25 protein-coding genes and 2 tRNA genes are annotated in these 26,534 nt (G+C 58.9%); 11 read left to right on the top strand and 16 right to left on the bottom strand.

The window, feature by feature from the left end:
- Nucleotides 1–38: 38 nt before the first annotated feature.
- A tRNA-Gly gene (locus V8J84_RS10760) sits at nt 39–113 on the top strand.
- Between the two features lie 159 nt (nt 114–272).
- A complete protein-coding gene (locus V8J84_RS10755) occupies nt 273–1,262 on the top strand; it encodes a hypothetical protein (protein WP_339930934.1) in 990 nt (329 codons plus the stop codon).
- Nucleotides 1,263–1,339: 77 nt separating this feature from the next.
- Here the strand turns inward: V8J84_RS10755 and V8J84_RS10750 are convergent, their stop codons facing one another.
- On the bottom strand, nt 1,340–1,579 hold the full coding sequence (locus V8J84_RS10750; protein ID WP_339930932.1) for an Lrp/AsnC ligand binding domain-containing protein: 240 nt from the start codon (nt 1,577–1,579) through the stop codon (nt 1,340–1,342).
- Nucleotides 1,580–1,705: 126 nt separating this feature from the next.
- On the opposite strand from V8J84_RS10750, the gene hisB reads away from it, so the two are divergent.
- The 3 genes from hisB (at nt 1,706) to V8J84_RS10735 (ending at nt 3,528) form a co-directional block, all read left to right on the top strand.
- On the top strand, nt 1,706–2,293 hold the full coding sequence (hisB, locus tag V8J84_RS10745; protein ID WP_339930930.1) for an imidazoleglycerol-phosphate dehydratase HisB: 588 nt from the start codon (nt 1,706–1,708) through the stop codon (nt 2,291–2,293).
- A complete protein-coding gene (hisH, locus tag V8J84_RS10740; protein WP_339930928.1) occupies nt 2,290–2,928 on the top strand; it encodes an imidazole glycerol phosphate synthase subunit HisH in 639 nt (212 codons plus the stop codon). The genes hisB and hisH overlap by 4 nt, the downstream gene beginning before the upstream one ends.
- A 96-nt stretch (nt 2,929–3,024) precedes the next feature.
- Nucleotides 3,025–3,528: a transglycosylase SLT domain-containing protein gene (locus V8J84_RS10735; RefSeq protein ID WP_339930926.1), complete on the top strand. Its 504-nt coding sequence runs from the start codon at nt 3,025–3,027 to the stop codon at nt 3,526–3,528.
- A 53-nt stretch (nt 3,529–3,581) separates the two neighbouring features.
- Here V8J84_RS10735 and V8J84_RS10730 read toward each other — a convergent pair whose 3' ends face one another.
- A complete protein-coding gene (locus V8J84_RS10730) occupies nt 3,582–3,977 on the bottom strand; it encodes a DUF2147 domain-containing protein (protein ID WP_339930924.1) in 396 nt (131 codons plus the stop codon).
- Nucleotides 3,978–4,118: 141 nt separating this feature from the next.
- On the opposite strand from V8J84_RS10730, the gene hisA reads away from it, so the two are divergent.
- On the top strand, nt 4,119–4,835 hold the full coding sequence (hisA, locus tag V8J84_RS10725) for a 1-(5-phosphoribosyl)-5-[(5-phosphoribosylamino)methylideneamino]imidazole-4-carboxamide isomerase (RefSeq protein WP_339930922.1): 717 nt from the start codon (nt 4,119–4,121) through the stop codon (nt 4,833–4,835).
- Between the two features lie 28 nt (nt 4,836–4,863).
- Here hisA and V8J84_RS10720 read toward each other — a convergent pair whose 3' ends face one another.
- A complete protein-coding gene (locus V8J84_RS10720; protein ID WP_339930920.1) occupies nt 4,864–5,310 on the bottom strand; it encodes a DUF302 domain-containing protein in 447 nt (148 codons plus the stop codon).
- A gap of 78 nt (nt 5,311–5,388) precedes the next feature.
- On the opposite strand from V8J84_RS10720, the gene hisF reads away from it, so the two are divergent.
- Nucleotides 5,389–6,150 carry an imidazole glycerol phosphate synthase subunit HisF gene (gene hisF, locus V8J84_RS10715; protein ID WP_339930918.1) on the top strand — a complete coding sequence of 254 codons (762 nt, stop codon included), beginning with the start codon at nt 5,389–5,391 and terminating at the stop codon, nt 6,148–6,150.
- Entirely contained in the window at nt 6,151–6,456 is a 306-nt protein-coding gene (locus V8J84_RS10710) for a phosphoribosyl-ATP diphosphatase (protein WP_339930916.1), read from the top strand.
- A 49-nt stretch (nt 6,457–6,505) separates the two neighbouring features.
- On the opposite strand, the gene V8J84_RS10705 is transcribed toward V8J84_RS10710, so the two are convergent.
- From V8J84_RS10705 to rlmB, 3 genes are all read right to left on the bottom strand, one after another.
- Entirely contained in the window at nt 6,506–6,976 is a 471-nt protein-coding gene (locus tag V8J84_RS10705; RefSeq protein WP_339930914.1) for a CoA-binding protein, read from the bottom strand.
- A 185-nt stretch (nt 6,977–7,161) separates the two neighbouring features.
- Nucleotides 7,162–7,518 (bottom strand): hypothetical protein, encoded by a 357-nt coding sequence (locus V8J84_RS10700; RefSeq protein ID WP_339930912.1) that lies wholly within the window; start codon nt 7,516–7,518, stop codon nt 7,162–7,164.
- A gap of 14 nt (nt 7,519–7,532) precedes the next feature.
- Nucleotides 7,533–8,309 (bottom strand): 23S rRNA (guanosine(2251)-2'-O)-methyltransferase RlmB, encoded by a 777-nt coding sequence (gene rlmB, locus V8J84_RS10695; protein WP_339930910.1) that lies wholly within the window; start codon nt 8,307–8,309, stop codon nt 7,533–7,535.
- Nucleotides 8,310–8,425: 116 nt separating this feature from the next.
- On the opposite strand from rlmB, the gene V8J84_RS10690 reads away from it, so the two are divergent.
- Nucleotides 8,426–8,509: transfer RNA gene (locus tag V8J84_RS10690), tRNA-Tyr, on the top strand.
- Nucleotides 8,510–8,954: 445 nt separating this feature from the next.
- Here the strand turns inward: V8J84_RS10690 and V8J84_RS10685 are convergent.
- From V8J84_RS10685 to V8J84_RS10670, 4 genes are all read right to left on the bottom strand, one after another.
- Complete coding sequence (locus V8J84_RS10685; RefSeq protein WP_339930909.1) at nt 8,955–11,111, bottom strand: beta strand repeat-containing protein; 2,157 nt, start codon at nt 11,109–11,111, stop codon at nt 8,955–8,957.
- Nucleotides 11,112–11,204: 93 nt separating this feature from the next.
- Nucleotides 11,205–13,379, bottom strand: coding sequence for a calcium-binding protein (locus V8J84_RS10680; RefSeq protein WP_339930908.1), 2,175 nt, complete (start codon nt 13,377–13,379; stop codon nt 11,205–11,207).
- 129 nt (nt 13,380–13,508) lie between these two features.
- Nucleotides 13,509–16,421, bottom strand: a complete 2,913-nt coding sequence (locus V8J84_RS10675; RefSeq protein WP_339930906.1) for a calcium-binding protein — start codon at nt 16,419–16,421, stop codon at nt 13,509–13,511.
- Nucleotides 16,422–16,568: 147 nt separating this feature from the next.
- Nucleotides 16,569–17,102, bottom strand: a complete 534-nt coding sequence (locus tag V8J84_RS10670) for a hypothetical protein (protein WP_339930904.1) — start codon at nt 17,100–17,102, stop codon at nt 16,569–16,571.
- Between the two features lie 98 nt (nt 17,103–17,200).
- Between V8J84_RS10670 and V8J84_RS10665 the strand changes: the two genes are divergently transcribed.
- Nucleotides 17,201–18,205: a hypothetical protein gene (locus tag V8J84_RS10665; protein ID WP_339930902.1), complete on the top strand. Its 1,005-nt coding sequence runs from the start codon at nt 17,201–17,203 to the stop codon at nt 18,203–18,205.
- A 21-nt stretch (nt 18,206–18,226) separates the two neighbouring features.
- Here the strand turns inward: V8J84_RS10665 and V8J84_RS10660 are convergent, their stop codons facing one another.
- From V8J84_RS10660 to mgtE, 4 genes are all read right to left on the bottom strand, one after another.
- The gene (locus tag V8J84_RS10660; protein WP_339930900.1) at nt 18,227–20,008 is read right to left on the bottom strand and encodes an SLC13 family permease; all 1,782 of its coding nucleotides are present in this window, start codon (nt 20,006–20,008) and stop codon (nt 18,227–18,229) included.
- A 70-nt stretch (nt 20,009–20,078) separates the two neighbouring features.
- Nucleotides 20,079–20,894, bottom strand: coding sequence for a TIGR00282 family metallophosphoesterase (locus V8J84_RS10655; RefSeq protein WP_339930898.1), 816 nt, complete (start codon nt 20,892–20,894; stop codon nt 20,079–20,081).
- 71 nt (nt 20,895–20,965) lie between these two features.
- Nucleotides 20,966–21,520 carry a 5-formyltetrahydrofolate cyclo-ligase gene (locus V8J84_RS10650; RefSeq protein ID WP_339930896.1) on the bottom strand — a complete coding sequence of 185 codons (555 nt, stop codon included), beginning with the start codon at nt 21,518–21,520 and terminating at the stop codon, nt 20,966–20,968.
- Entirely contained in the window at nt 21,517–22,905 is a 1,389-nt protein-coding gene (gene mgtE / locus V8J84_RS10645) for a magnesium transporter (RefSeq protein ID WP_339930894.1), read from the bottom strand. The genes V8J84_RS10650 and mgtE overlap by 4 nt, the downstream gene beginning before the upstream one ends.
- 125 nt (nt 22,906–23,030) lie before the next feature.
- On the opposite strand from mgtE, the gene guaD reads away from it, so the two are divergent.
- Nucleotides 23,031–24,320 carry a guanine deaminase gene (guaD, locus tag V8J84_RS10640; RefSeq protein WP_339930892.1) on the top strand — a complete coding sequence of 430 codons (1,290 nt, stop codon included), beginning with the start codon at nt 23,031–23,033 and terminating at the stop codon, nt 24,318–24,320.
- On the opposite strand, the gene V8J84_RS10635 is transcribed toward guaD, so the two are convergent.
- The gene (locus V8J84_RS10635) at nt 24,317–25,654 is read right to left on the bottom strand and encodes an 8-oxoguanine deaminase (RefSeq protein ID WP_339930890.1); all 1,338 of its coding nucleotides are present in this window, start codon (nt 25,652–25,654) and stop codon (nt 24,317–24,319) included. The two genes, guaD and V8J84_RS10635, sit on opposite strands and share 4 nt — an antisense overlap.
- On the bottom strand, nt 25,647–26,468 hold the full coding sequence (locus V8J84_RS10630; RefSeq protein ID WP_339930888.1) for an inositol monophosphatase family protein: 822 nt from the start codon (nt 26,466–26,468) through the stop codon (nt 25,647–25,649). Before V8J84_RS10630 ends, V8J84_RS10635 begins: the two co-directional genes overlap by 8 nt.
- Nucleotides 26,469–26,534 lie beyond the last annotated feature (66 nt).

Raw genomic sequence — 26,534 nt, 5'->3', positions numbered from 1 at the left:
CCCACAACTCTTTATAGATCACCGCTACGAACTGGAACGCGGGCGTAGCTCAGGGGTAGAGCATAACCTTGCCAAGGTTAGGGTCGAGAGTTCGAATCTCTTCGCCCGCTCCAATTCGCAAAAACAAGGTCGCCTTCGGGCGGCCTTTTTTGTTGTCCTATGCCCACCTTCCCCGTCATCCCCCCAACAGGAGGGGCAGGATTTCCCGACTTGTCCCTCTACCCTGCGCACTGTCTGTTAAGGGCAATTAAACGTGACAAAGGGATTTATTCATGTGGGATTTTAGTATGGGCCGCGCCATTGGCGTGCTCGGGCAGACGCTGCCATTCCTCCTTTTCCGGATCGCCGTCTATGTCGGCATTGCCTTTGCCTATGTGCTGGGCACTGGCACAGGGGCCGGCATCGGATACGGCGTCGGCGGATTTGGTGATGACGGGTTTCAGGCGTCCAGCACGCTCTGGGGCGGCGGCATCGGTTTTGCGATTGTAGCGGGCGTTCTTTATCTGATGCGCGAATACCTGCTTTATATTGTCAAAGCGGGCCACATCGCCGTGATGGTTGAAATTCTGGATGGCCGCGCGCTGCCCGAAGGTCAGGGTCAAATCGCCTATGCCAAGGACATCGTGACCGCCCGCTTTGGTGAGGCATCCGTGCTCTTTGGGATCGACCAGCTTGTGAAGGGCGTGATCAAGGTCATCACTGGTCTTGTGCAGGGCCTGATGTCGCTCCTGCCGATCCCCGGCCTGTCCAATGTCATGGCCGTCTTTCGCGCCTACCTGCGCATGGCCGTTGGCCTTGTCGACGAGGTGATCCTTGCCCACGCCATGCGCAAGCGGGCCGATAACCCTTATGCCTCCGCCAAAGAGGCGCTGGTGTTCTACGGCCAGAACGCGAAACCGATGCTGAAGAACGCAGCATGGCTCACGCTTTTCACATGGGCGCTGACGATTGTGGTGTTCTTCGTGATGCTCGCCCCGGCTGCGGCCATCGTCTACGTGATCCCCGGCGCATGGTCGGCGGGTGGCGTGGTCTTTGCGCTCGTCTTTGCGTGGGCCGTGAAGGCTGCGGTGATCGAACCCTTCGCCATCGCCTGCTTGCTGCAAGCCTTCTTCAAGGTGACAGACGGCCAGACGCCAAACCCCGAATGGGAGGCCAAGCTGGACAGCGCATCGGCCAAGTTCCAGAAGCTGGGCGAAAAAGCCGTAGGCTGGGCCACTGGCGGACGCGGACAGACACAGCCGCCGCAGGATGCGACAGCCTAGGCACAAGGTCGCAGTGCGTAAAAGCATAAGCCTTCCCTACGGGGAAGGTTTCTATTTATTAACAGATGGTTAACCCCTCAGAACGCCTTGAAGGTCAAGGTCGTCAGCGTTCGCTCGATCCCCGCCACATCCATCAGGTTATCGTTCAGATACTTCCCCACGTCCTCGCCCTCGGGAATATAGAGCTTGCACAGCAGATCATATTCGCCGCTGGTCGAATACAGCTCCGAATGGATCTCCTTTAGCGCGATACCATCGGCCACCGCATAGGTCGTGCCGGGTTTGCAGCGGATTTGCACGAATACACAGGTCGTCATGGGCAGGCATCCTTATATCTGATTGCGGCCAAGCTGGCACAGCGGCGGCAAACCCGCAATCGCCCACTTGGCCCCTGCCCCGCACACCCCTATAGAGTGCGCAACCGACCACGCAGGAGCGACGCGATGCGCCAAGCCACCATCACCCGCAAAACCGCCGAGACAGATATCACCGTCACGCTGAACCTTGACGGCACAGGGGTTTACGACAACCAGACCGGCGTGGGGTTCTTTGACCACATGCTGGATCAACTGTCGCGCCACGCGCTGATTGACATGACTGTCCGGGCCTCGGGCGATCTGCACATCGATGACCACCACACGGTCGAGGACGTGGGCATTGCCATTGGCCAAGCCCTGACCGAGGCGATGGGCGACAAGAAAGGCATCGTGCGCTACGGATCGTGCCACCTTGCGATGGACGACGCACAGGTGCGGTGCGCGCTGGATCTGTCCGCCCGACCCTACCTGATCTGCAACCTTGATCTGCCCTACGGCAAGATCGGCACATTCGACACCGAACTGGTGCGCGAGTTTTTTCAGGCGCTCTCCACCCACGGCGGGATCACGCTGCACATCGACAAGCTGCACGGCTTCAACGCCCACCACATCACCGAGGCCGCTTTCAAATCCGTGGCCCGTGCGCTGCGCGATGCGTTGGAAACCGACCCACGCAAGGCGGACGCCATTCCTTCGACCAAAGGCGCGCTATGACCACGGCACTTGTCGACTACGACAGCGGTAATCTGCACTCGGCCCAGAAGGCCTTTGAACTCATGGCAGCAGAGGTCGGCAGCGGTCCCGTTGTCGTGACCTCTGACCCCGATGTCGTCGCGAAAGCGGACCGGATTGTTTTGCCCGGCGATGGCTCATTCCCCCACTGCCGCTCCGAATTGTTCAGCCGCTCCGGTCTAGCCGAGGCGATCATCGACAGTGTGGAACGCCGCGCTGTGCCGTTCTTTGGCATCTGCGTGGGCATGCAAATGCTGGCCACGACAGGCTTTGAATACGAAGAAACCCCCGGCTTTGGCTGGATCAACGGCACGATCAACAAGATCACGCCTGCCGATCCCGCGCTGAAAATTCCGCATATGGGTTGGAACGACCTGATCGTGAACATCCCCCACCCTGTTCTGGCCGGTATCGAGACGGGCGAGCATGCGTATTTCGTGCACTCCTACGCCATGACCGTCGCCTATCCCGTGCAACGCCTCGCCCACGTCGATTACGCAGGCGATGTGACTGCTATCGTAGGGCGCGACACCATCATCGGCACGCAGTTCCACCCCGAGAAAAGCCAGTCGGCTGGTCTACGCATGATCGCCAACTTCCTGACGTGGGCGCCCTAGGCACGTTCGGCAGATCATCGCCTAATCTGACGCAGCGGCAAGACAGTGCTGCGGCAATCGCCTACATCTGCGGCGACATAAAAACAGGCACTTCCCATGCGATTCCTTCTGGCATTCACGCTTCTGCTGACCACCACAGGCTGCGGTTATTTCAACTTTGGCAGTGACGACGCGCCAGAAACCACCGCGCCGCTGGCCACTGTCGGCCTTTACCCGGGTGAAACCCCGCAAATGCGCGCGCTGATCCAGAAATACGCCGCGTTCCATGATATCCCCGAAAGCCTGCTGCACCGCGTGATCCAGCGCGAGAGCGACTATCGCGCTGGCGCCCGCAATGGTCCCTACTGGGGGCTGATGCAGATCCTGCCGGCCACAGCGCGGCAGATGGGGCATCGCGGCACACCGTCATCGCTCCTCGATGCCGAGACGAACCTGATCTATGCGGGCCGCTATCTGAAAGGCGCGTGGTTGCTGTCCTACGGAGACGAAGCGACAGCTGTGCAATGGTATGCGCGCGGCTATTATTATGAAGCCCGCAACCGCTGCATGTTGCGCGAAACCGGACTGCGCGACACCGAAGTGCGCCGCTACTGCGGATAGCAAAAAGGCCCGAGCTGTCTGCACGGGCCTTTCACAAATCGAACCATGAAGGCTTAGTTACCGACGCGCGCCCAGCCCTGGCTTGCACAAAGCAGACCACCGGCCACGCAGCCGCGCAGGATCAGGTTGTTGCCGCTGACGTTCATCTTACCGATGTAGGTCTTGTTGTTGGACGGACGCCAAACGGACCCTTCGTAGTCACCACCACCCACGGGCACCATGTCGATCACGATCTGACGACCGATGTTGGGCGACTGGTATTCGCCGCTATCGTTAAATGTGCGCGCAATCGTGCCGCAAACTGCATTGCCGCAAGGTGCGATCCGCACGTGTGCAAAAGCACCGTCGTCGACCTCGGTCTGCCAAACGCCAACAGCTGCGTCCTGCGCGCTGGCCGCACCCGCAAATGCCATCAGGGCCGCGCCCGCAATCATTGCCAATTTCTTCATTCTCAAGTCCCTCCCGTTGAGTATGCAAAGACCTTGGGGCGCAAACTGCAATTCGATCAAGCCTGACGTTGGGTCGGAAGCGGTCCGTTGCATTTTGCCCCCCCGCGTGGCACGAGGCGGCAAACAACGAAAGCGCCTGTCATGATCCTTTATCCCGCCATCGATCTCAAAGACGGAAACGCTGTGCGTCTGGTGCATGGCGATATGGAGCAGACGACGGTTTTCAATGAAGACCCCGCCGCGCAAGCACGCAGCTTTGTGGATGCGGGCTGTCAGTGGCTGCATCTGGTTGACCTGAACGGCGCTTTTGCAGGCGAACCCGTAAACGCCGCCCCTGTCGAGGCGATCTTGCGCGACTGCAAGGTGCCCACGCAACTGGGCGGCGGCATCCGCGATATGGCCACGATTGAACGCTGGCTGGATAAGGGGCTAACCCGCGTGATCCTTGGCACCGTCGCCGTCGAAAACCCCGATCTGGTGCGCGAGGCTGCCGCCGCTTTCCCCGGTCAGGTTGCCGTGGGACTGGACGCCCGCAATGGCCGCGTGGCGACGCGCGGTTGGGCCGAAGAAACCGACGTGATGGTCACCGATCTGGCCCGCTCGTTCGAGGACGCAGGCATTACCGCAATCATCTACACAGACATCTTGCGTGATGGCGCGATGAAAGGCCCCAACCTCAAGGCCACCGCCGATCTGGCCCGCGCTGTGTCGATCCCCGTTATCGCATCCGGCGGCGTGTCATCGCTGGATGACTTGCAAGCGCTGAAAGAGACCGGCGTCATTTCCGGCGCGATCTCAGGCCGTGCGCTTTATGACGGCGCGATTGATCTCAAATCAGCCCTCGCCTTGCTGGGCTAACCAGTCACATCCGCGCCGCCATCTATTTTTACTGTGTGACGGCCTTGCCTGTCAGCGCCCGCAGCGCGCCGCGCATGTTTTCAACAAATTCCGCGTCCAAGGGCACATCAAGGCCGTCAAACATCTGATCCACACTTTCATAGGCGACAATCGTGCCAGCGTTGCTGTCATAGACCAACACGCGCAACGGCAGCTGCAAGCCGGCCAGCATATCCGCCTGCATGGCAAGCGTGCCCAACCGCGGATTGCCAAAGATCAGCAATTGTGCGTCGTCCAGTTCCATATCAACAGAGGCCGCACCCGCTGCGTGATCCACGCGCGCGAACACTGTCGCACCCGCCTCGGTCACCGCCGCTTCAAGCGCGTCCATGGTCTCCGCCACAGATTTGGGCGAGGTTTTCTCAATCATCTCGGCGGCAGCAGGCCCCGCCAGACCGGCGACCATCGCGGCCATAGCAATCGTGTGTTTCAGCATCTCGTTTCTCCTCGATATCCACGTCATACACAGACCAACGCCTTTTCAAGCCAACCGGTTTCGCCTAAACGTCAGGCCATGTTAAAAACCCGCATTATCCCCTGCCTCGATGTGAAAGACGGCCGCGTCGTCAAAGGCGTCAATTTCACCGAACTTGTGGATGCGGGCGACCCTGTTGAAGCGGCCAAAGCCTATAACGCTGCCGGCGCGGACGAGCTGTGCTTTCTCGATATCAACGCGACCCATGAGAACCGTGGCACGATGTTTGATCTGGCGACCCGCACGGCGGAACAGTGTTTCATGCCGCTCACCATCGGCGGTGGCGTGCGCACGGCAGATGATGTGCGCAACTTGCTGCTGGCAGGTGCGGATAAGGTCAGTTTCAACTCCGCCGCCGTGGCCAACCCCGATGTAATTGCTGACGCCGCCAACCGCTTTGGCAGCCAGTGCATCGTCTGCGCGATTGACGCAAAGACCGTGTCCCCCGGCAAGTGGGAGATTTTCACACATGGCGGGCGCAAGCCCACCGGCATTGATGCTGTGGAATTTGCACGTCTCGTGGTGGCAAAAGGGGCTGGTGAAATCCTGCTCACGTCGATGGATCGCGATGGTACGCGCGCAGGTTTCAACCTGCCACTGACCCGCGCCATTGCGGATGCCGTAAACGTCCCTGTCATTGCTTCTGGCGGTGTGGGCACGCTGGATCACCTTGTCGAAGGCGTCACCGAAGGTCATGCCTCTGCCGTGCTGGCCGCTTCCATCTTCCATTTCGGCACCTACACCGTGGCCGAGGCCAAGGCCCACATGGCCGCCGCCGGCATCCCCATGAGGATCACCTGAATGAGCATCCATGATCTGGCCGCCACCATCGCCGCGCGCAAATCCGCTGACCCGGGTAGCAGCTGGACTGCCAAACTGCTGTCCAAAGGCCCTGAAAAATGCGCCGAAAAATTCGGTGAAGAGGCTGTGGAAGCCATTATCGAAGCCGTGAAAGGCGATCGCGCGAAACTTACGTCAGAGGCGGCGGACGCGCTTTATCACCTGCTTGTCATGTGTGCGGCCCGTGATGTGACATTGGCCGACATCGAAGCAGAATTGACCACACGCACGTCCCAATCCGGCCTCAGCGAAAAAGCGGCCCGCTAACCGCTTCTTTTGGACAAAAATACTTCGGGGTCCGGGGCAGCGCCCCGTCTTACCGCAGCCGCGATGAAATCACGCCTGTATTAAATCCACCCATCCGCAATTCGCCAAACAAGCGTTGGTATTCGATCTTCGGACAGCGGTTCTGCAAGACATCGACGCCACGCGCTTGCGCGACTTCAGCGGCTTGCGCATGCTCGACCCCGATCTGCATCCAGATCGTCTGCAAGTCCGGCCAGCGCGCGAGCGCTTCATCCACAATGGCGGGCACAGCATCAGAGCGGCGAAAAATATCGACCATATCCACATCATCCGGCACATCCGCCAGCGTCCCGTAAACGGTTTCCCCGAAAAGCGTCTGCCCTGCCAGACCTGGGTTCACTGGGATCACGCGATACCCTTTCAGCCCCAGATAGCGGGCCACAAAATAGCTGGGCCGCACAGGATTGGCCGACACGCCAACAACCGCCACCGTTCGGGTGCGCTCAAGAATGGTTTTCAGAAACGAATCTGCATAGGTCATGTGCCAACGCTACCCGCTGTCTTGCAAAGAAAAAAGCGTCCGCGGGGGGATGCCACGGACGCCTGAAGTGTGGAACGAGGGACAGTGATCAAGGCTGCGGTGTTCCAAACCTGTCGCCTTACCTTACTGAGATGGGGGCGCGGCCAATGCTTCAAAGACCTGTCACCAAAATGTGAAGGCTTTGGTCAATCAAAGATGTCTTCCAGAACATCCCAGACTTCGCCCCAGATTTTGCGCGACATGCTTTTGGATTTCTTGCGTTTGCCCGGGCGCTTCACCTTTTTGCGCTTGCTCTCTTTTTCAAGATGCTTGGCGTAGGCTGGCGCATGGGCAGGCCGCGTGGGGCTGGCGTGCGATGGCTGCGGGTGGGCGGGTGTCGCCGCAGGCGCAGTCGCCTGCGCAGCCGCCGTGGGCAGCAACTTCATCGCGTGCAGCGGCGCACCACAGCTGCCACAGCTCAATTCGTGACGCTGCTCACCGCGCAGCACCAGCGCTGCCTTCACACCACAATAACAACAGGTCGCAACCTTGACCGCAGCCATACCAGCCCTTTCACTCAGCCTTTAGCTGCATATAGGGCAACCGCCGCCGCATTTGAGACGTTGAGCGATCCAAATCCGCCGCTTGCGTCAATTCGCACCAGCTGATCGCAGGTTTCCAGCGTCTTTTCCCGCAATCCCGGCCCTTCAGCCCCCATCACAAGGGCCACAGCACGGTCGCGTTTGCCCGCAACGGCCTCTTCAATGGTCTGGTCGGCCGTGCCATCAAGACCCAGCACCAGATAACCCATGTCCTTCAGCGATGTCATCGCATCGGCCAGATTGCGCACCCGCAGATAGGGCTGCCGTTCCAGCGCACCTGATGCTGTCTTGGCCAATGCACCCGTTTCCGGGGCCGCATGTCGTTGCACAGCCACCACAGCGCGCGCGCCAAACACTTCGGCTGAGCGCAGGATTGCCCCGACGTTATGCGGATCGGTCACGCGGTCCAGCAGCACAATACGCGGCGGTTGCGGACCATCGCCCAATGCCACATCCTCAAGCGATCCCCAGTCCAGCGGTTTCACCTCAAGAGCGGCCCCCTGATGCACCGATTGCGGATCAAGCGGCGCCGCAAATTTGCGCGGATCAGAGATTTCAGGCTCCATGCCTGCCTTGCCAACGGCGTCCCCCAGCTTTTCAAGGGCATTACGCGTCACCACCAACCGCAGCTTTTCGCGCTTGGGGTTTTCCAGCGCATCGCGCACCGCATGCAGACCAAAAAGCCAGACCGTTGCCTGCGCCGCCTGCCGCTTGGCCTGTTCCTTGGCAATCACCCACTTTGGCTTTTCCATATGCTGCGTCCTCGCTTGGTTTTCACCCCGCTCCTACCTGACCGCGAACTATGTGTGAACCCTGCGCATTTTTGCCGTTGACGCACCCATGCGCTTTGCTTAATCAGCGCGTCAGTGGGCGACAGGCCGCAAGGTGTGGCAGGGGACTGTAACTCCCTCGCGGAGACGCACGCCTGGTTCGATTCCAGGGTCGCCCACCACTTACCCCAATTATTTAGTCCTGTTCGAAATCGCAGTGCGCTTTCGAGATGATCCAGTGGCAGGGCCCGCCTGCGGCTCCCTCGCGGAGACGCACGCCTGGTTCGATTCCAGGGTCGCCCACCACTTACCCCAATTATTTAGTCCTGTTCGAAATCGCAGTGCGCTTTCGAGATGATCCGGTGGCGGGGCCGCCTGCGGCCCCCTCGCGGAGACGCACGAACAGGTATCGACTCCAGGGTCGCCCACCACTTACACAAATTACGTCAGACCGGTTCGAAATCGCGGCGAGCAACTGCTGGGCACTGGCCAGATTACCGACGAGCGCCTGCCCATTAGGCAGACGTATTTCATTCGCAACCAAGCAGCCCGATCTCTTGATTAAGTTGATAGCATCCGCACCACGCGCGAGCGGGACCCGCGGGGGTGCGAAGTCGTGCTGTTGCCTCAGACGATATCAATATCGTTGGCAAGCTGGCCTGTGGTCGTGCCGAACACGGTCAGCATGCCGTCCGCGCCAAAGTCGAAAACCACATCGTTGCCCTCTTGCGTGGCGTAGGTCAGCGCGCTTGCGGCGTTGGTCAGGTAGCTGAAACCGTCGAATTCCACCGTGTCGATGTTGTTTTCGAAGTCCATGACGTAGTCGTGGTCCTCTCCCGCGTCGAACTGGAACGTGTCGGCGCCGCCCTCTCCGAAAAGGCGGTCATTGCCCGCCCCGCCGTCAAAGAAATCCTCGCCATCGCCGCCGACCAATTTATCGTTGCCGCTGCGGCCATAAAGGTTGTCGTTGCCGCCCCAACCGTAAAGCGCGTTGGCGTCATTGTCGCCGATCAGCGTGTCGCCGCCGCCGTCTGTGCCGCCCAGATTTTCGATGTTTACTAGCGTGTCGTTGCCAGCCGCATTGCCCGCCGCGCCACCGGCTGTGGAATTAGTCAGCAGGTCGATCCGGATCGCCGTGGCAAAGTCGTAATACGACAGGTAATCGTTGCCCTCACCGCCGTCATAGTCGTTCTGCCCCGTGCCTGCGCGAATACTGTCGTTGCCGCCGCCGGTTTCCACCAGATCGTCGCCACCGCCGTCATAAACACGCTCGCGCCCCTCACCGCCCAGCAGTTCGTCGTCGCCACTGCCAAGGTGGATCTCCGAGAATACCGTCAACGTGCCAAGCGATCCGTCATAGATATCGTCACCACCATGCAGATAGACATCACCGTCAATCAGGCCGCTGTTTGTGAGGATCTCAACACCCACACCGGGTTGGTCATCCTGCTCTTCAAAGAAGCCGAAAAAGGTGCTGAAAATCGTGCCCTCGATCGTGCCAAGATTGGTGATCTCGTTCACATCGCCCGCATTGGATTCAACGCGCACCGCATCGCGGTCGTTGCCCCGCAGTTTGCCGGAAATGACGCCACCGGCTTCGTTGATCAGCTGGCTGTTGTCGCCTTCCATCACAACGGCTGTATTGCCGCCGATCACGGTGCCCTCGTTGATGAAAATGCTGTCGGCACGCTGAAGAAAGACGCCCACCCCCTCAAAGCTGGAGGTGGAAATGCTGCCCGTATTGGTTACGGTGGCGTTCACGCCAATGGTCGCAATACCGATATTTTCCGCCACGATGCTGCCGCTGTTGTCCACCGTGACAGCGTCACCTTGCATAATGATACCAACGTCCTCGCTGGTCAGTGATCCGGCGTTGACGGCTTGCGATGCAAGACCTGCCACATCAATGGCAGCATCGCGCGCGTTCACAGTGCCCTGCGCGGTGTTGGTGACCTGACCGGACCCCGATAGCACAATGGCGTCACCGCCCGTTGACGAAATGCTGCCGGAGTTGGTGACAGACACCCCCTGCCCGCTGGCCGCCAGACCGCCTTGCACACCACTGATCTGGCCGGAATTGACGATCACGTCATTGGCCATCGTGGTCAGTGAAACGCCGATGCTATTCACACCAGACGCGGAAATATTGCCGGAGTTGTTGATGGTCCCGGTATCACCCTGCACGAGCAGGCCGAAATCGACACCCGTAATCATGCCGGTATTATTGTAAACAGAGTTGGACCCGTTGCTGAGTGCGCCAGCAACGCCGCCGGTGATAAATCCACTGTTCGACACGGTATTGCTGCCAAAAAGCGACACGCCATATTCGTCGGCAAGAATGGTGCCACCGTTGATCACCTGAATTGTCTCACCGGAGACACTGATCGCATTGTTGGATTGCGACGTGATCCGACCCGTGTTTTCGATCATCGCATTGTTGCCATCCACCAGCACAGTGGCGCCACTCGTGGCCTTTGCAGAGAGAGTACCCGCATTCGAGAGCGAAAAACCGGAGCCCGTGATCTCAATGGCGCTGGAGGATCCGTTGATAAGTCCGGTTTCCTCAACAACGATCCCATCGTCCGTGGAATCTTGCAGATCAATTCCGTCGGCCCCTGACGCAAAGATTGTGCCCGCGATGTGGAATGACCGTTCCAAACCGGTTGCGGATGCCGCAATCGCATCTCCCACTACGTTCAGCAGGTTGTCTTTGGGTAAGAAGTATGTGGTATTTGAAGTGTTTGCATCAAATTGAACGGTAGATGTTCCGATAATCGTAGCCATGGTAAAATTCCTTTGGTTTGTGAATTGCGGCCTTGCCGGACAATGGGCAGGCAACAGTGAATTACAATTGAGACCAGCAGACTTACTGTTGCCTCAGACGATATCAATATCGTTGGCAAGCTGGCCTGTTGTCGTGCCGAACACCGTCAACATGCCGTCCGCGCCAAAGTCGAAGACCACATCGTTGCCCTCTTGTGCGGCGTAGGTCAGCGCGCTTGCGGCGTTGGTCAGGTAGCTGAAACCGTCGAATTCCACCGTGTCGATGTTGTTCTCGAAGTCCATGACGTAGTCGTGGTCCTCGCCCGCGTCGAACTGGAACGTGTCGGCGCCGCCCTCTCCGAAAAGGCGGTCATTGCCCGCCCCACCGTCAAAGAAATCCTCACCATCGCCGCCGACCAGCTTGTCGTTCCCGCTGCGGCCATAAAGGTTGTCGTTGCCGCCCCAGCCGTAAAGCGCGTTGGCGTCATTGTCGCCGATCAGCGTGTCGCCGCCGCCGTCTGTGCCGCCCAGATTTTCGATGTTCACGAGTGTGTCGTTGCCAGCCGCATTGCCCGCCGCGCCACCGGCTGTGGAATTGGTCAGCAAGTCGATCCGGATCGCCGTGGCAAAGTCGTAATACGACAGGTAATCGTTGCCCTCACCGCCGTCATAGTCGTTCTGCCCCGTGCCTGCGCGAATACTGTCGTTGCCGCCGCCAGTTTCCACCAGATCGTCGCCACCGCCGTCATAGACACGCTCGCGCCCCTCACCGCCCAGCAGTTCGTCGTCGCCTTGCCCCAGAAAAATCTCGGAGCCATAGATCATCTGACCGTCAGCGCCGTCGTAGATATCGTCACCGCCCGCCAGATATACATCACCATCAATTGTCCCGCGATTCACCAGCAGTTCTACCCCTAGCCCCGGCATGTCGATGAAATCAGGATCAAATGAAGGGATTTCGGTCATGATATCGCCGATGATATCACCGTGGTTGATGATCTGGTTGGTCGTAACAGATGTCGAATTAATGTAGATCGCGGTCAGGCTATCGCCACGGTCCCCGCCAGTGATCAGACCACCTTCCAGGTTGGTAATGACGTTATCGGATTCCGCCACATAGACGCCGGACGACCCGCCGGTGACCATGCCGGAATTGACGAAAGAGCTGCTGCCCCCGATCAGACCGACGGTGCCAATGGAATTGCTGCTGTTGGACAAAAGGCCCGAATTCACCACGCGGCTGTCTTCGTCAAATGTTGAGATCGCGCCAAAACCGCTGATGATCTCGCCCGAGTTAATGACCAGATTGTTGCTACCGGAGGACGAGATACCTTTGCTGCCGGAATTGATTGATCCGGTGTTGGTGACCTCTGAGTTTGCACCGTCAAGCACCACGCCAAAGACCGTAGCCATGACATCGCCGTTGTTGATGACGCGCGAGTTGGCCCCCATCTGGATACCATCCTGGTTCCATGACGTGATGGTTCCCACGTTGGTCACTGTGCCGGACGTCCCCAGAATTTCGATAGCTGTATCCTGAGACGAGATATCGCCAGTGTTGGTCACATCGTTCAGGACGCCGTCTTCGATCAAGATACCGTGGCCTGTGGCCTTGCTTGCCGCGATGGTGCCGGAGTTCAGGATTTGCGCTGTTCCGCCATCCAGCTCGATACCGTGCGACGTTGACGTGATCGCACCTTCATTGACGATATTGTGGCCCGATCCGGTCCCTGCGAAGCCCACACCGTCATTTGCCCTGATCGTGCCGGTATTCAGCAGGGTGCCGCCGTCAACCATCACAATCGCGCCGTCGTCAGCGGTAATAGATCCGGTATTCTCCAAGGAATTGCCAAACCCGTCCATTTGCACCGCATTGCTTGCGGATGCCACGATGCTGCCGTGGTTGGTGATATTGTTATCGCCGTCCTCGATAAAAAGCGCCGGCGAGCCAGACCCGACGCTGGATACTGCGCCGTGGTTGACCAAGGTCAGAAAGCCGCCCGCGCTTTCAACGGCACTGGACGCCGCGAGCAACACACCGGACTCGCTGACCAGAATGTAGTTGCCTCCGCCCGTATTGTTGATCGAGTCGCCCAGATCAAACGTGTCGGATGCGGATGAAATCAGCGTTCCCTCGATAACAAACCGCTGTAAGCCGGCACCTCCGGTCGCGCCAATGGTATCAACACTGGTCGAAATGATCACACCTTCGTTGATGATCCAGTAATCGGCGCTGCTATTTGCCGCGATGGCAGAGGTCGAAGAAATAGAAATGATGTTGATTGCCATGACTCAATGTCCTTTAAAAACTTAATTTGAAATGACGGAATTATACCGCGGTGACGCCCAAACGCACGAAAAAACGCCATGCAGGGGCCTGCACGGCGTTTTGATTGGTCCTATCGGTGGGCGAAAATGTCAGACCACATCCAGATCGTTCAGTAGAAATCCTTTGGTCGTATTTTCCACCAGAAGCGTGCCATCGGAACCAAAATCAAAGAATACGTCACCACCCGATGTGTTGACCGCAAAGGTCAGTGCGCCTGCGGCATCCGAGAAGGTGCTGAAGTTGTCCAACTCGATCGTGTCGATGTTGTTTTCAAAGTCCTTGATGATGTCGTCGCCTTCGCCGCGATCAAAATGGAACGTGTCGGCATCAGCACCACCTGTCAGCGTATCCTTGCCGCCGCCGCCATCAAAGAAATCCATCCCTGATCCGCCATTGAGCCTGTCATCGCCGGACAGTCCGAACAGCGTGTCGTTGCCGCCATAGGAATTGAGCGTGTTGTTGCCCGATGTGCCGTGCATATCGTCGTTGCCGGTGTTGGAACCGCCTGCACTTTCGAAGTCCTTGATCGTGTCGTTCACGGCCCACGATCCGGTCACAAAGTCCGTGGCCAGTCGCAGAGTAATCCCGCCAGAGCTGTCGTAGTAACTGATATAGTCCTTACCGGACCCGCCGTAGAAGGACTCCTCACCGCCGCCAACGCGCACGTAGTCATCGCCCGCACCAAGATACACGCGGTCAGCGCCGTTGCCTGCGGTAACCCTGTCTGCGCCGCCATATGTGCGGATGACATTGGCACCGCTGGTGCCGTTCACCGTATCGCCGCCCGTGGCAGAGCCTGATACGCCCTCAAAACCCGATATCACATCGTTGGTCGCCCATGATCCGTCGACCGTATCGGCTGCCAGATCAATCTGAATGCCGCCGGTGCTTTTGTAGTAGCTGATATAATCGGTGTCAGCGCCGCCGTGGAACTGCTCTTGACCGCCGCCGACAAGCACATAATCATCGCCTGCCCCTAGCAGGACATAATCCGCGCCATTGCCCGCATAAACGCTGTCGTCGCCGCCTCGGGTCTGGATCTGGTTGGCACCTGATGTGCCCACCACTTTGTCATTGCCGTTCGCACCCGCAACGAAATCCTCGAAGCCGTCAATGGTGTCGTTCACGGCCCATGATCCGGAAATCGCGTTGGTTTCCAGATTAATATCGATACCACCAGTCGCATCCTGGTAATTGATCGTGTCGCGCCCGCTTCCGCCGATAAAGGTTTCCTGACCACCGCCGACGATCACTTCATCGTCGCCGCCACCAAGGTCAACGTAGTCACTGCCAAACTGAGCACCGACAATATCGTTGCCGCTTCCAAGCTCAATTATGTTGGCACCGCTGGTTCCCTCGAATACAAATCTGACGTCGCTGTCCGATTTGAAATTTTCGACGCCATCAAAAACAATAGACCCGGCAATCCCCGTCTGGTTCAGACTTATATATCTGGCGGTAACTCCGGGATCTGCCACATAAATCGCCTGATCCGTTCCGGACCCGCCATCCACACTTGCGGTATTAAGGCCGACATAGATGACATCGTCATCCGCACCGGCAAGAACGACATCCTCTCCCTCGTCCGCATAGATGATATCGTCGCCGTTCCCGCCATAGATCGTGTCTGCGCCAAGCCCGCCTTTAAGCACATCGACCCCGGCATCACCGTTGAGCACATCATTGCCCGCGCCCGCGTCAATCTCGTCATTGCCTGCGCCACCATAGATGATGTCGTTACCACGGCCCCCGCCTAGATAATCATTCGATCCTTGTCCCTGAATTGTATCGTCGCCACGGCCTCCGGCGATGAAGTCGACAAAATCGGTGCCGACAAAGGAATCATCAAAACGCGTTCCGGCCAAGACGATCCCTTCCTCGCGGGGATCAAAGACGGCGTATTTGATTTCTTCCGTTCCGGTTTCACTTGTTTGCCATGCGACCGCAAAGCGGCCATCGGCAAGGGTCGAAACAGTTGGGGCCCGTTGTGTTCCGGTATCGACGCTTGAGACGTCAAAGGCCGCACCATCAAGGGTGCCATCCGCGTGCACAATCTGCGCCTTGATACCATTGCTTCCGACTGCGACGTAAACGACAACAAAACGACCGTCCTGCAAGCCTGCGATCGACGCATCGGACGCTGATGAGGATGAGGTTACCGTATCTGTTGCAACCTGAAACTGGGAAACCGAAACCGTGCCGTCTTCGTCGTAAATCTCTGCATAAATGCTGTTAAATGTTTGATACGTGACGACGAAACGCCCGTCCTCAAGCTGGGCCATCCTTGGCATGTTCTCAAATGTGGACATGGTGCCAAGCGTGACGGTCGCGCCGACAGGAAGGCCGCCGGCATCGTAAATCTGGAAAAACGATACGCCTGACGCGTACCACGTCAGCACATAGTTGCCGCTATCCAGCGCAAGGCCCTCAATCGGGCTTGATCCATTGGGCGACGACACAGACACATTGCCACTGGGGTTGGCCGGACTGACGGTGCGGATCAGGCCACCGTTTTGATTGTAGAACTTCATAACAGCAGTGCCAGTGGGGCTATCGGCGTAGGCCACTGCAAATCCACCGTCTTCACCTGCCAATACAAGCGGCGCGAACTGGTTTCCCACGTCCTGCGACACGGAGAACTGAAGAATATCCGCCGTGCCGTCAGGGTGCCAGATCCGGCCATAAAGATCGACGTTTTCGGTTGTCGGGTTACGCTGGTCTTGTGACCAAACCGATACGCGCCGCCCATCGGCAAGATAGGTCGTGGCGGCATGGGTCGCTGCCAATGTCACCGAACTGGATGAAATTGCGAAGGTCGCCAAGGATGCGCCAAACCCATCAAAGGTGCGCCCGCGTGCGTCAAAGTCGTCAGCCCCGTATTCATCACCAAACGAGATCGTAAAGCCGCCCGACTGGGTCGCGACAAGGTCGGGGTTCTCCGCACCAGTTGAAAAACCGTTTTCTAAAAAAGTGTCCGTAATTGTTTTGATTGCACCGCTCATAGTTGTTCTCCGTTGGCAAAATGGGTTCATAAAATGTCATGCCGGCGCGCCCAAATGCGGGCGCCGCATGTAATATGTATAATTTCAAGCACAGGCTGTTGCGCAAATCAACAGTGCGGCCCGTGCCAGAAAATGGCGAAAAGCGCCCTAGGGGATCAGGATTTCATTGCGGTTGAACTGCGCAAAATCGGTGGTGCCATCGTCAAATGTGATCTCGACATAGACGGTCTCAACGCTGTTGGGGGGCAGTGTGATGTAGGGCAGGAAATTCTCGACATCGATCATCACGTTGGGCTGCTGATACTCTTCGTTGCAAGGCTCCATCGGGACGATGTTGTCCGCCGGATCACCGTTGATACCATAGCGGATCTCCCACAGGCCGCAGCGCCAGCCCATCAGGTGTGTGAAGTAGACCAGATCCTGATCATTAAAGAGCCGCACAGCCGCCCAGTTGCTTTTGGTCATCCCCAAAATCGGGCGGACCTCAACGGCGGTGGTGTATTTGCCGGTGGGCACCTGCGCTTCGGGTTCGCGGGTGGTGATATCATCACCCGACCCCACTTCCAGCGGCGGCACCTCTTCGACCTGCGGCAATTCATTGACCGCAATGTCGGTCTCTTGCTCTGGCGGCGCGATCCCGATGGCCACGCCGATCACAAATGGCAAAAATAAATCCAGCATCCTATTTCCTTTCGCTGACGCGCGGGGCGTCCACGCTCTATCCCGTGGACGCAATCCACCCTATAGTGCCTGCCAAGAATAAGCAGGATAAGCAGACTATGGCGAAGAAAAAGGCAGCAAGCCAGCCATTCAACATCATGATCGTGGGGCAAAGCGGCAGGCTGGAATACGAGGCGGTGCTGTTTATGGCGTCGCTGAATGCCATGTCACCCGATTTTGCTGGCCGCGTCATTGTGGCCGAACCGCAGCCCGGCGACCGCTGGGACAATGATCCGCGCATGTCGGATGATATCCGCGCCGTGCTGACCGATATGGGCGCCGAGGTAGTGCCGTTCGAAAGCCGCCACTTCGGGCAGTCCTATCCCTATGGCAACAAGATCGAAGGGCTTTCCATCCTGCCCGCTGGTGAGCCGTTTGTGTTTTTCGACACCGATACGATCATCACAGGCGATCTGATGTCCGTGCCGTTTGATTTTGACCGGCCGTCAGCATCGATGAAACGCGAGGGCACGTGGCCCGAGGAAGAGCTTTATTGGCCGGGCTACACCGCGATCTGGAAATCGCTTTATGATAAATTTGGTCTGGAAGGCTTTGAAGACACGCTCGATCTCAGCCAGCCGGACGAATACTGGCAACGCTATATGTATTTCAATGCTGGCTGGTTTTTCGGTGCTGATCCCGCAGCCTTTGGCGAGCGGTTTCTCGAATATGCGCTGGCCGTGCGCGATGACAGGCCCGACACGATGGTCGTGCAATCCATTGATCCGTGGCTTGACCAGATCGTGCTGCCGCTTGTCATCCACTCCTTTGGCGGTGGCAGACCGGGACCGGAACTGGACGGGCTGGACGGTGATATTACCTGCCATTGGCGGCTGTTGCCGTTGTTTTACGCCCGCGAAAGCGATCACGCAGTGGCGGTGATGGAAGAAGTTACAGCGCCCAACAAAGTGAAAAAATGGCTCAAGCAGTATAATGCGTTCAAGCGGCTAATTTTTCAGGGTCGCGGCCAGAAACTGCGGGCGATGTTTGACCGCAACGATCTTCCCGTCAAAGAAAAGCAAATCAGAAACCGGATCAAATCGGCAGGGTTCTGGATCAGGTAACCCGACTCGACGGATACTTCCCTAAAGCGGCCAGATGAACGGAATCACAAACGACACGACCGGCGCCAGCGTCAGGTTTAACGGGATGCCGAATTTCATAAAGTCAGAGAATTTGTAGCCGCCGGGACCATAGACCAGCGTATTGGTCTGATAACCAATGGGCGTTGCAAAGCTGGCGGATGCGGCAACCATTACGGCCACGACCAATGGGCGCGGATCAACGCCCAAGGCGCTGGCCAGACCAATTGCAATAGGTGTCATCACCACGGCCACCGCGTTGTTACTGACCAGTTCGGTCAAGATCGAAGACAGCAGGTACACCGACAAAACGATGAAGAATGGCGGCAGGACCGTCATCACGGGCGATATGGTATCGGCAATCAGCGCCACGGCCCCCGATGATTGCAGCGCCGCGCCGACCCCAAGCATGGCAAAGATCAGGGTCAGCAAGCGTCCGTCGACATGGCCAAAAGCCTCGTCGGCATCAATGCAGCCGGTCATCAGCACGACCGCCACGCCCACCACGGCCAACAGCAGGATGGGTGCTACGTTCAGCGCCGCCAACGCGACAACAAAAATCAGGGTCAGAATGGCGATGGGCGCTTTGGGGCGGCGGAACGCGCGTTCGGACGGCCGCGACACATCGCCAAGGTTCATGTCGTTCGACAGGCGCTGGATATCCTCCGGCGCGCCTTCCAAAAGCAGGGTGTCCCCCACTTTGACAACGATATCGTTCATCTTTTGATTGATATTGGTATCACGACGATGGACGGCCAGCGTATAAACCGCGTAGCGGCGACGCAGGCGCAGGCTTCCCAAACGGCGGCCTACCATGTTGCAGTTCGGTGTGATCAGCACCTCAACGGTGGTTGTTTCCACCGCAGACACCTGATCGACGCGGCGCAGTTCAGGCGTGGCTTGCAGCGACAGGATCTCGCTCATGGCGGTGCGCAGGATCACGCGGTCGCGTTGCTGTAGGATCACCGCATCCAGATCATAGCGCAGGGATGTGTCGCCGCGCACAACGTCGATCAGGCGCACGCCTTCGCGTTTGAACAGGCGCACATCTGTGGCCTGTCGGCCAATGAGGTTACTGTCCTTTGGGATCACCGCCTCGGAAAAGAACCGCATCTTGGAGCGGTCCGATAGCATATTCGCCATAGATGTGCGGTCTGGCAGCAGACGGTTGGAAAAGAAGTAAAGGTAGGTGAACGTCCACGCCACAACCACCAATCCGATGGGCGTGATCTCAAGGATTGAAAACGGCTCAAGCCCCTGTGCGCGGGCCACACCATCCACCAGAAGGTTTGTCGATGTGCCCAGCAGTGTCATGGTGCCACCCACGATCGCGGCATAGCTGAGCGGGATCAGAAGTTTCGACGCGGATGTGCCTAAACTGCGGGACAGTTGCACAAACACAGGGATCATCACGACCACCAGCGGCGTGTTGTTCATAATCGCACTGGCGAAGGCTACGAAAACCAACGCGCCGCCAATGGCGCGGGCCGGATTGATCTGCGCCTGCCGTTCGACCACCTGCGTCAGCTCATTCAGCGCACCCGTTCGCACAAGCGCGCCCACGATGATGAACATCGCGGCAATGGTCCACGGGGCCGGATTGGATAGCGTGGCCACCGCATCATCATAGGACAGCACGCCTGTCACCAGCAGCAGCGACATCCCGATCAGGGCCACAACCTCGGTCGGGTAAACCTCGCGCAGGAACATGATGAACATGCCCGCCACCACGCAGAGCGTGAGGATCGCGGATTGAAGATCGGTCAGGGTCAGGAAATCGGTCACAGTCTGGCACCATGCAGGAACAGTTGGGCTATACTTGCGTCACCGCAGCCGCGCGGCAAGTGCTGACGTGTCACGCGGGTCCGGCAGCGGACAGTCGCCCGCCATGACGCACCATCTCCACGCGGTTTGCGCGGCCCGTGCGATCATCGGTTTCGACGTAAAGACCTGACAGTGTGGCAGGGTCAGCCGCAGGGGTGAAACGGTCCTTGGGCATGCCCGTGATAAAGCGGCGCAGCGGTTCGGCCTTTTCCATCCCGATCACTGAATTGTAGTCGCCACACATGCCCGCATCGGTCTGATAGGCGGTCCCGCTTGGCAGGATCATCGCATCGGCGGTGGGCACGTGGGTGTGCGTGCCGACAACGATACTGGCGCGGCCATCGCAATAATGCCCCATCGCCATCTTTTCGGACGTCGCCTCGCAATGCATGTCGACAAGGCTGGCCTGCACCTGCCCGCCCATCGGATACTGGCGCAGCACAGTGTCCACAGCCGAAAACGGATCATCAAAGGGGCGTTTCATAAAGACCTGCCCCAGCACCTGACAGACCAGAACCTTGCGGCCCTGCGGGGCGTCAAACACACGCGCGCCCATACCCGGTGCAGATCTTGAGAAATTGAGCGGGCGAATGATACGCGGTTCCGTGGCGCAAAAGGCCAGCATGTCTTTTTGGTCAAACGCATGATCGCCCAGCGTTACGACGTCGGCACCGGCCTCCAGCAGCAGGCGGGCATGCGGCGCGGAAAGACCCATGCCGTTTGTCGCGTTCTCGCCGTTCACGACGACAAAATCCAGACGCCAGGACTTGCGTAATTCAGGAAGGTGTTCGGTGATCGCGGCGCGGCCTGCGCGGCCCATCACATCGCCAAGGAAGAGTATTTTCATGGCGCCTCTTACGGTGGGAACGGCGGCAAAGCCAGATATATCTGGTGCATCACATAGCGCCACGCCGTGCTTTAGAAAGAGACCACGCCATTTTCGGTGATGATCAGGTCAAGCGGCTGGTCCGTGGGTTCCAGCGGGAGATCTTCGGCCTGCTGCGCGGCATAGGCAAATCCAACAGCTAGCGTAGGGCGTTTGGCCCGCAGCATTTCCAGCGTCCTGTCATAGAACCCGCCGCCATAGCCAAGCCGCCCGCCGCCAAGATCAAACGCCACCAGCGGCACGATCACAATTTCAGGCGTCATCCAATCACCGGTTTCGGGAATTGCGGCACCAAATTCACCCGCCACCATCTTGCAATCGGGGGTCCACGTCCGGAACTTCAGCGGCTGCCCTCCACCTATGATCACAGGCATGCCGACAGGCCCGTGGGCTGCAGCCTCTTCCAAGGCGGGTGCAGGGTCGATTTCGGTGCGCATGGCGCTGTAGCCTGCCAATGGCACACCACGATGTCCCGCCAGAAAAGCGCTCAGATGCCCCGCAGAGGCTGCAAACGGATCATGCGCGGCCTTGCGACGGGCAAATGCTGCCTTGCGCGCTGCGTCTTTGGCCGCGGACAGATCGGTCACAGCAACCACGCGGAGGCCAGTCCAAGGAAGGCGAAGAAGCCAACAACGTCGGTCACGGTTGTGACGAATGCACCCGAGGCCAAAGCAGGGTCAACGCCCAGCTTTTCAAGCACAATCGGGATGCCGGTGCCAGCCAATCCGGCCACCACCATATTCACCACCATCGCCACTGCGATCACCACGCCCAGCATCGGGGTGCCGAACCAGACAACACCAATGATACCCATCACCACGGCGAATATCGCGCCATTGATCAGACCCACAAGCGCCTCTCGCCGGATGACGCGCCAGACATTGGCGCCTGTCAGGTCTCGGGTGGCTAGCGCACGCACCGCCACTGTCAGTGATTGCGTGCCTGCGTTGCCGCCCATGGAGGCGACGATGGGCATCAGGACCGCAAGCGCGACCAATCCGGCAATCGTTTCCTCGAAAAGTGAAATCACCATCGAGGCAAAGATCGCCGTCACAAGGTTCACCGCAAGCCACGGGAAACGCTGCTTGGCGGTTTCGCGCACGCGATCAGACAGCGATCCGTCGCCGACCACACCGGCAAGGCGCATGATATCCTCTTCGGCTTCTTCTTCCAGAAACGCCATCGCGTCGTCGATGGTAATCACACCGACAAGCCGGTCATCGTCATCAACAACGGGGGCTGTGATCATATGGTAGTGGTTGATCGCTTGTGCGACCTCCTCCACATCCTGCGCCACGTGGAAGGTGCGAAAGCTGTCCTCCACGATATCGACCAGCTTTACATCACGGCGATTGGCAAGAATGCGGCCCAGCGTGACATAACCCACGGCTTTCATGCGCGGATCAACAAGGATCAGGTGATAAAACTGCTCCGGCAGCGTGTGATCGTCGGACCGCAGGTAATCAATCGCCTCGCCCACGTTCCAATAGTCCGGCGCACGCACCAGTTCGGACTGCATGTGGCGACCGGCAGATTCCTCGGGGTAGGACAGCGCGCGTTCCACCGCGATCCGGTCGCTGACGTCCAGCGCGTCCAGCACAGCCTCTTGCTGGCTTTCCTCAAGAGTTTCGACCAGATCGACAACATCGTCGCTGTCCAGATCGCGCACCGCCTCGGCCAGTTCGGCAGGCTTGAGCGCGTCGATCACCTCTTCGCGGAGGTTTTCATCCAGTTCCGACAGCACATCACCGTCAACGCCGCCTTGCCAGACACGCAAAAGCGCCGTGCGCTTCTTGCCGTCGATCAATTCGATCAGGTGCGCAATATCGGCGGGGTGCAGCGGATCAAGAATGGCATCAACAGCCGCCTCATCGCCCGCGTCAACCGCAGCCAGAACATCGCCTAGCAGCGCATCGGTGATACCAAAGGCTTCGTCGTCTTGATCGTCGCGAATGTCGGGTTGTTCAGTCATGTTCGGCTGTTCCTGAAAGCTGCGGGCACATTAGCGGAACGCTGTGCCGCGACAACCTGATAACGTAGGGCCAACGGCGTGATCGGCAATTTACCAATGCGCCGATGCGGCCTATCAACAGGGCCATGACTGATACTCTTCTTCTGGGGCAGACCCTGTGGTTTGATGGCAATCCGCTTGTGGGCCCATGGGCCGATTGCGCCCGCCATGACAGTGCTGGCGGCGTGCTGATCCGCGATGACGTGATTGCAGCCGTTGGCAATGGGGCCACGCTGCGCCGCGACAATCCGCAGGCCAAAATTGTCGATTACGGGCGCGATCTGATCCACGCGGGCTTTGTCGATGCGCACATGCACTACCCGCAGACGCGGATGATTGCGTCATGGGGCAAGCAACTGATTGATTGGCTGAATACCTATACGTTCCCGCAAGAGGCGAAGTTTGGCGATAAAGCCTATGCCGACGCGGTGGCTGCCGATACGCTTGATCTAGCGCTGGCGCATGGCACAACCACGCTCACCAGCTTTTGCACGATCCACACCGAAAGCGTTGATGCGTTTTTCGAGGCGGCAGCACAGCGCAATATGGCCGTTGTCGCAGGCAAGACCTGCATGGACCGCAACGCGATCCCTGCCCTGCACGATACTGCACAATCGGCCTATGACGACAGCAAGGCGCTGCTGGAGAAGTGGCATGATGTGGGTCGTGCGTCCTACGCGATCACACCGCGCTTTTCGCCCACCTCAACTCCCGATCAACTGACTGCGCTGGGCGCATTGTGGGGCGAATTTCCACATGTCCTGATGCAAACCCACCTGAGCGAACAGCTACCGGAAATCGCTTGGGTCAAGGATTTGTTTCCACAGGCCCGCGACTATCTGGACACCTACGAAGCCTTCGGCCTGCTGGGCGAAAACGGGCTTTACGGCCACGCGATCCATCTGGAAGACCGCGAAGTGGCGCGATTGGCCGAAGTTGGCGCTGCGGTTGTGCATTGCCCCACGTCCAACACTTTTATCGGATCGGGCTTGTTTGATCTAATGGGCGTGGCGGCGGCAGGCATCCGCACGGGGCTGGCCACCGATACCGGCGGCGGATCGTCGTTTTCCATGCTGCACACCATGGCTGCGGCCTATGAGATCGGGCAGTTGCGCGGTGTGGCACTGCATCCGGCGCAACTGATGTGGCTGGCGACCGCCGGATCGGCGCAGGCGCTACGAATGGAGGGGCAGATCGGCAATCTGGCCGTTGGTGCCGCTGCGGATATCTGCGTGCTTGATCTGGCCTCGACCCGCGCGATTGCGCAGCGCGAAGTGCGGGCGGATGACATCTGGGACGCGCTGTTCCCGACCATCATGATGGGCGATGACCGCGCCGTGCGCGATGTTTGGGTTGCAGGTCAGCGGGTCGCCTAGATCGCCAGCGCCCGTGCCAAACCGTTCTGCCGTTCAATGACGCGCGGCAGATCAATCGTCGCCATGTGTCCGTCACGCACGACCTGCCGTCCTTCGACAAACAGATCGCGCACCTTGCTTGGTCCCGCTAGTAGCAGCGCTGCCGGATCCCAGCTCCCTGCGCTTTCCACGCCGGACACGTCCCACACGGCAATATCGGCGCGCTTGCCAACGGCGATCTGACCACAATCGTGACGGCTCAGCACCTGCGCCCCGCCGCGTGTGACGATCTCAAGCGCCTCGCGGGCGCTCATCGCGTCGGCGCCATTCGCAACCCGTTGCAGCAGCATCGCCTGTCGCGCCTCGCCCACCAGATTGCCAATGTCATTGCTTGCCGATCCATCCACGCCAAGCCCAACCGGCACGCCCGCGTCACGCATCGCCCGCACAGGCGCGATGCCAGAGCCAAGACGACAGTTCGAACATGGGCAATGCGCCACGCCGGTCCGGCTTTTGGCAAACAGATCAATCTCTTGCCCGTCGAGCTTCACGCAATGCGCATGCCAGACATCATCACCCGTCCAACCCAAATCCTCGGCGTATTGGCCCGGACGGCAGCCGAATTTCTCGAGGCTATAGGCGATATCTTCGTCATTTTCGGCCAAATGGGTGTGCAGCATCACGCCCTTGTCGCGGGCAAGGATTGCAGCATCGCGCATCAGATCGCGGGTAACTGAGAACGGCGAACACGGGGCCACGCCCACCCGCACCATCGCGCCCTCTGACGCATCATGGTGCGCGTCGATCACGCGGATGCAGTCCTCAAGAATCGCGGCCTCTTTTTCAACCAAGCTATCAGGCGGCAGGCCGCCATCACTTTCACCAATGCTCATCGCGCCGCGCGTGGGGTGGAACCGCAAGCCCACCTCGCTGGCCGCAGCGATGGTGTCATCAAGCCGTGACCCGTTGGGATAGAGATACAGGTGGTCCGACGTGAGCGTGCAGCCCGACAGCGCCAGTTCCGCCAGCCCGATCTGCGCCGAGATGAACATTTCTTCAGGGCCAAACCGCGACCAGATCGGATAGAGCGTTTTTAGCCAACCAAACAGCAGCGCGTCCTGCCCGCCGGGCACGGCGCGGGTCAGCGTTTGATACAGGTGGTGGTGCGTATTCACGAGGCCGGGTGTCACGACACAGCCTTTCGCCAGAACAACATTCGCGTCTGTAACGGCCAGATCAACGCCGATGTCAGCGATAATGCCGCCTTCAATCAGGATATCGGCGCCAGCAAGCTCTGCGCGGTTGTCGTCCATTGTCAGGACAACATCAGCCTGTCGGATCAGTGTCTTACCCATCGATACTGTCCTGCAAAACCGCAAGCGCCACCGCATGGATATCGCGATTGGCGGCAGCGATCACGCGACCACCGTTGTGCGCGGCCCCGCCCTGCCAGTTGGACACGATGCCGCCAGCGGCCTGTATGACAGCGATGGGCGCATGAATATCGTAGGGCTGCAAAGCCGCCTCGATCACCAGATCCACCTGACCGGCGGCCAGAAGGGCGTAACCGTAACAATCCATGCCGTAGCGGGTCAGCTTCACCTGCTTTGCAACGGCCTCGAACGCGCGGCGTTCGGCAGCAGAGCCAACCTCGGGGAATGTGGTCAGCAACGTCGCAGCGCTAAACCCGCGCGACAGGCGCGTCGCCAAGGGCATTTTGCCCTGCGGGCCTTGCAATTCGGCATGGCCAAAACCGCCGCAAAAGCGTTCGCCGATGTAAGGCTGGTCGATAATCCCGAACTGCGGGCCGGTTGCATCGGACACCGAAATCAACACCCCCCACGTGGGCGTGCCGCTGATAAAGCCGCGGGTCCCGTCAATCGGGTCCAGAACCCATGTGAGACCGCTTGTTCCGGGCTTGGTGCCATATTCCTCGCCAAGGATGCCATCGTCGGGGCGCTCGGCCTCGATGATGGTGCGCATGGCCAGCTCGGCGGCGCGATCAGCCTCGGTCACAGGATCAAAGGGTGTGGTGTCTGTAGACTTGTCATCCGCAACCAACCCTGGGTTGCGGAACAGGCGAAGTGTCTCGGGGCGCGCCGCATCAGCGACAAGATGCGCCACCCGGATCAGGTCTGCCTGTGTTGCCTGATCAATCTGCGTTTCCATGTGTTCCCCTGCCCGTGTGTTGCAGTTAGCGGTAACGCGACACTCGGGACGGGGTCAAGGCTTGCA

This window comes from Yoonia sp. 208BN28-4, assembly GCF_037543925.1.
GTDB lineage: Bacteria > Pseudomonadota > Alphaproteobacteria > Rhodobacterales > Rhodobacteraceae > Yoonia.
Note: the sequence above shows the minus strand (reverse complement) of the source record. Positions and strands in the feature narration are given on the sequence as shown.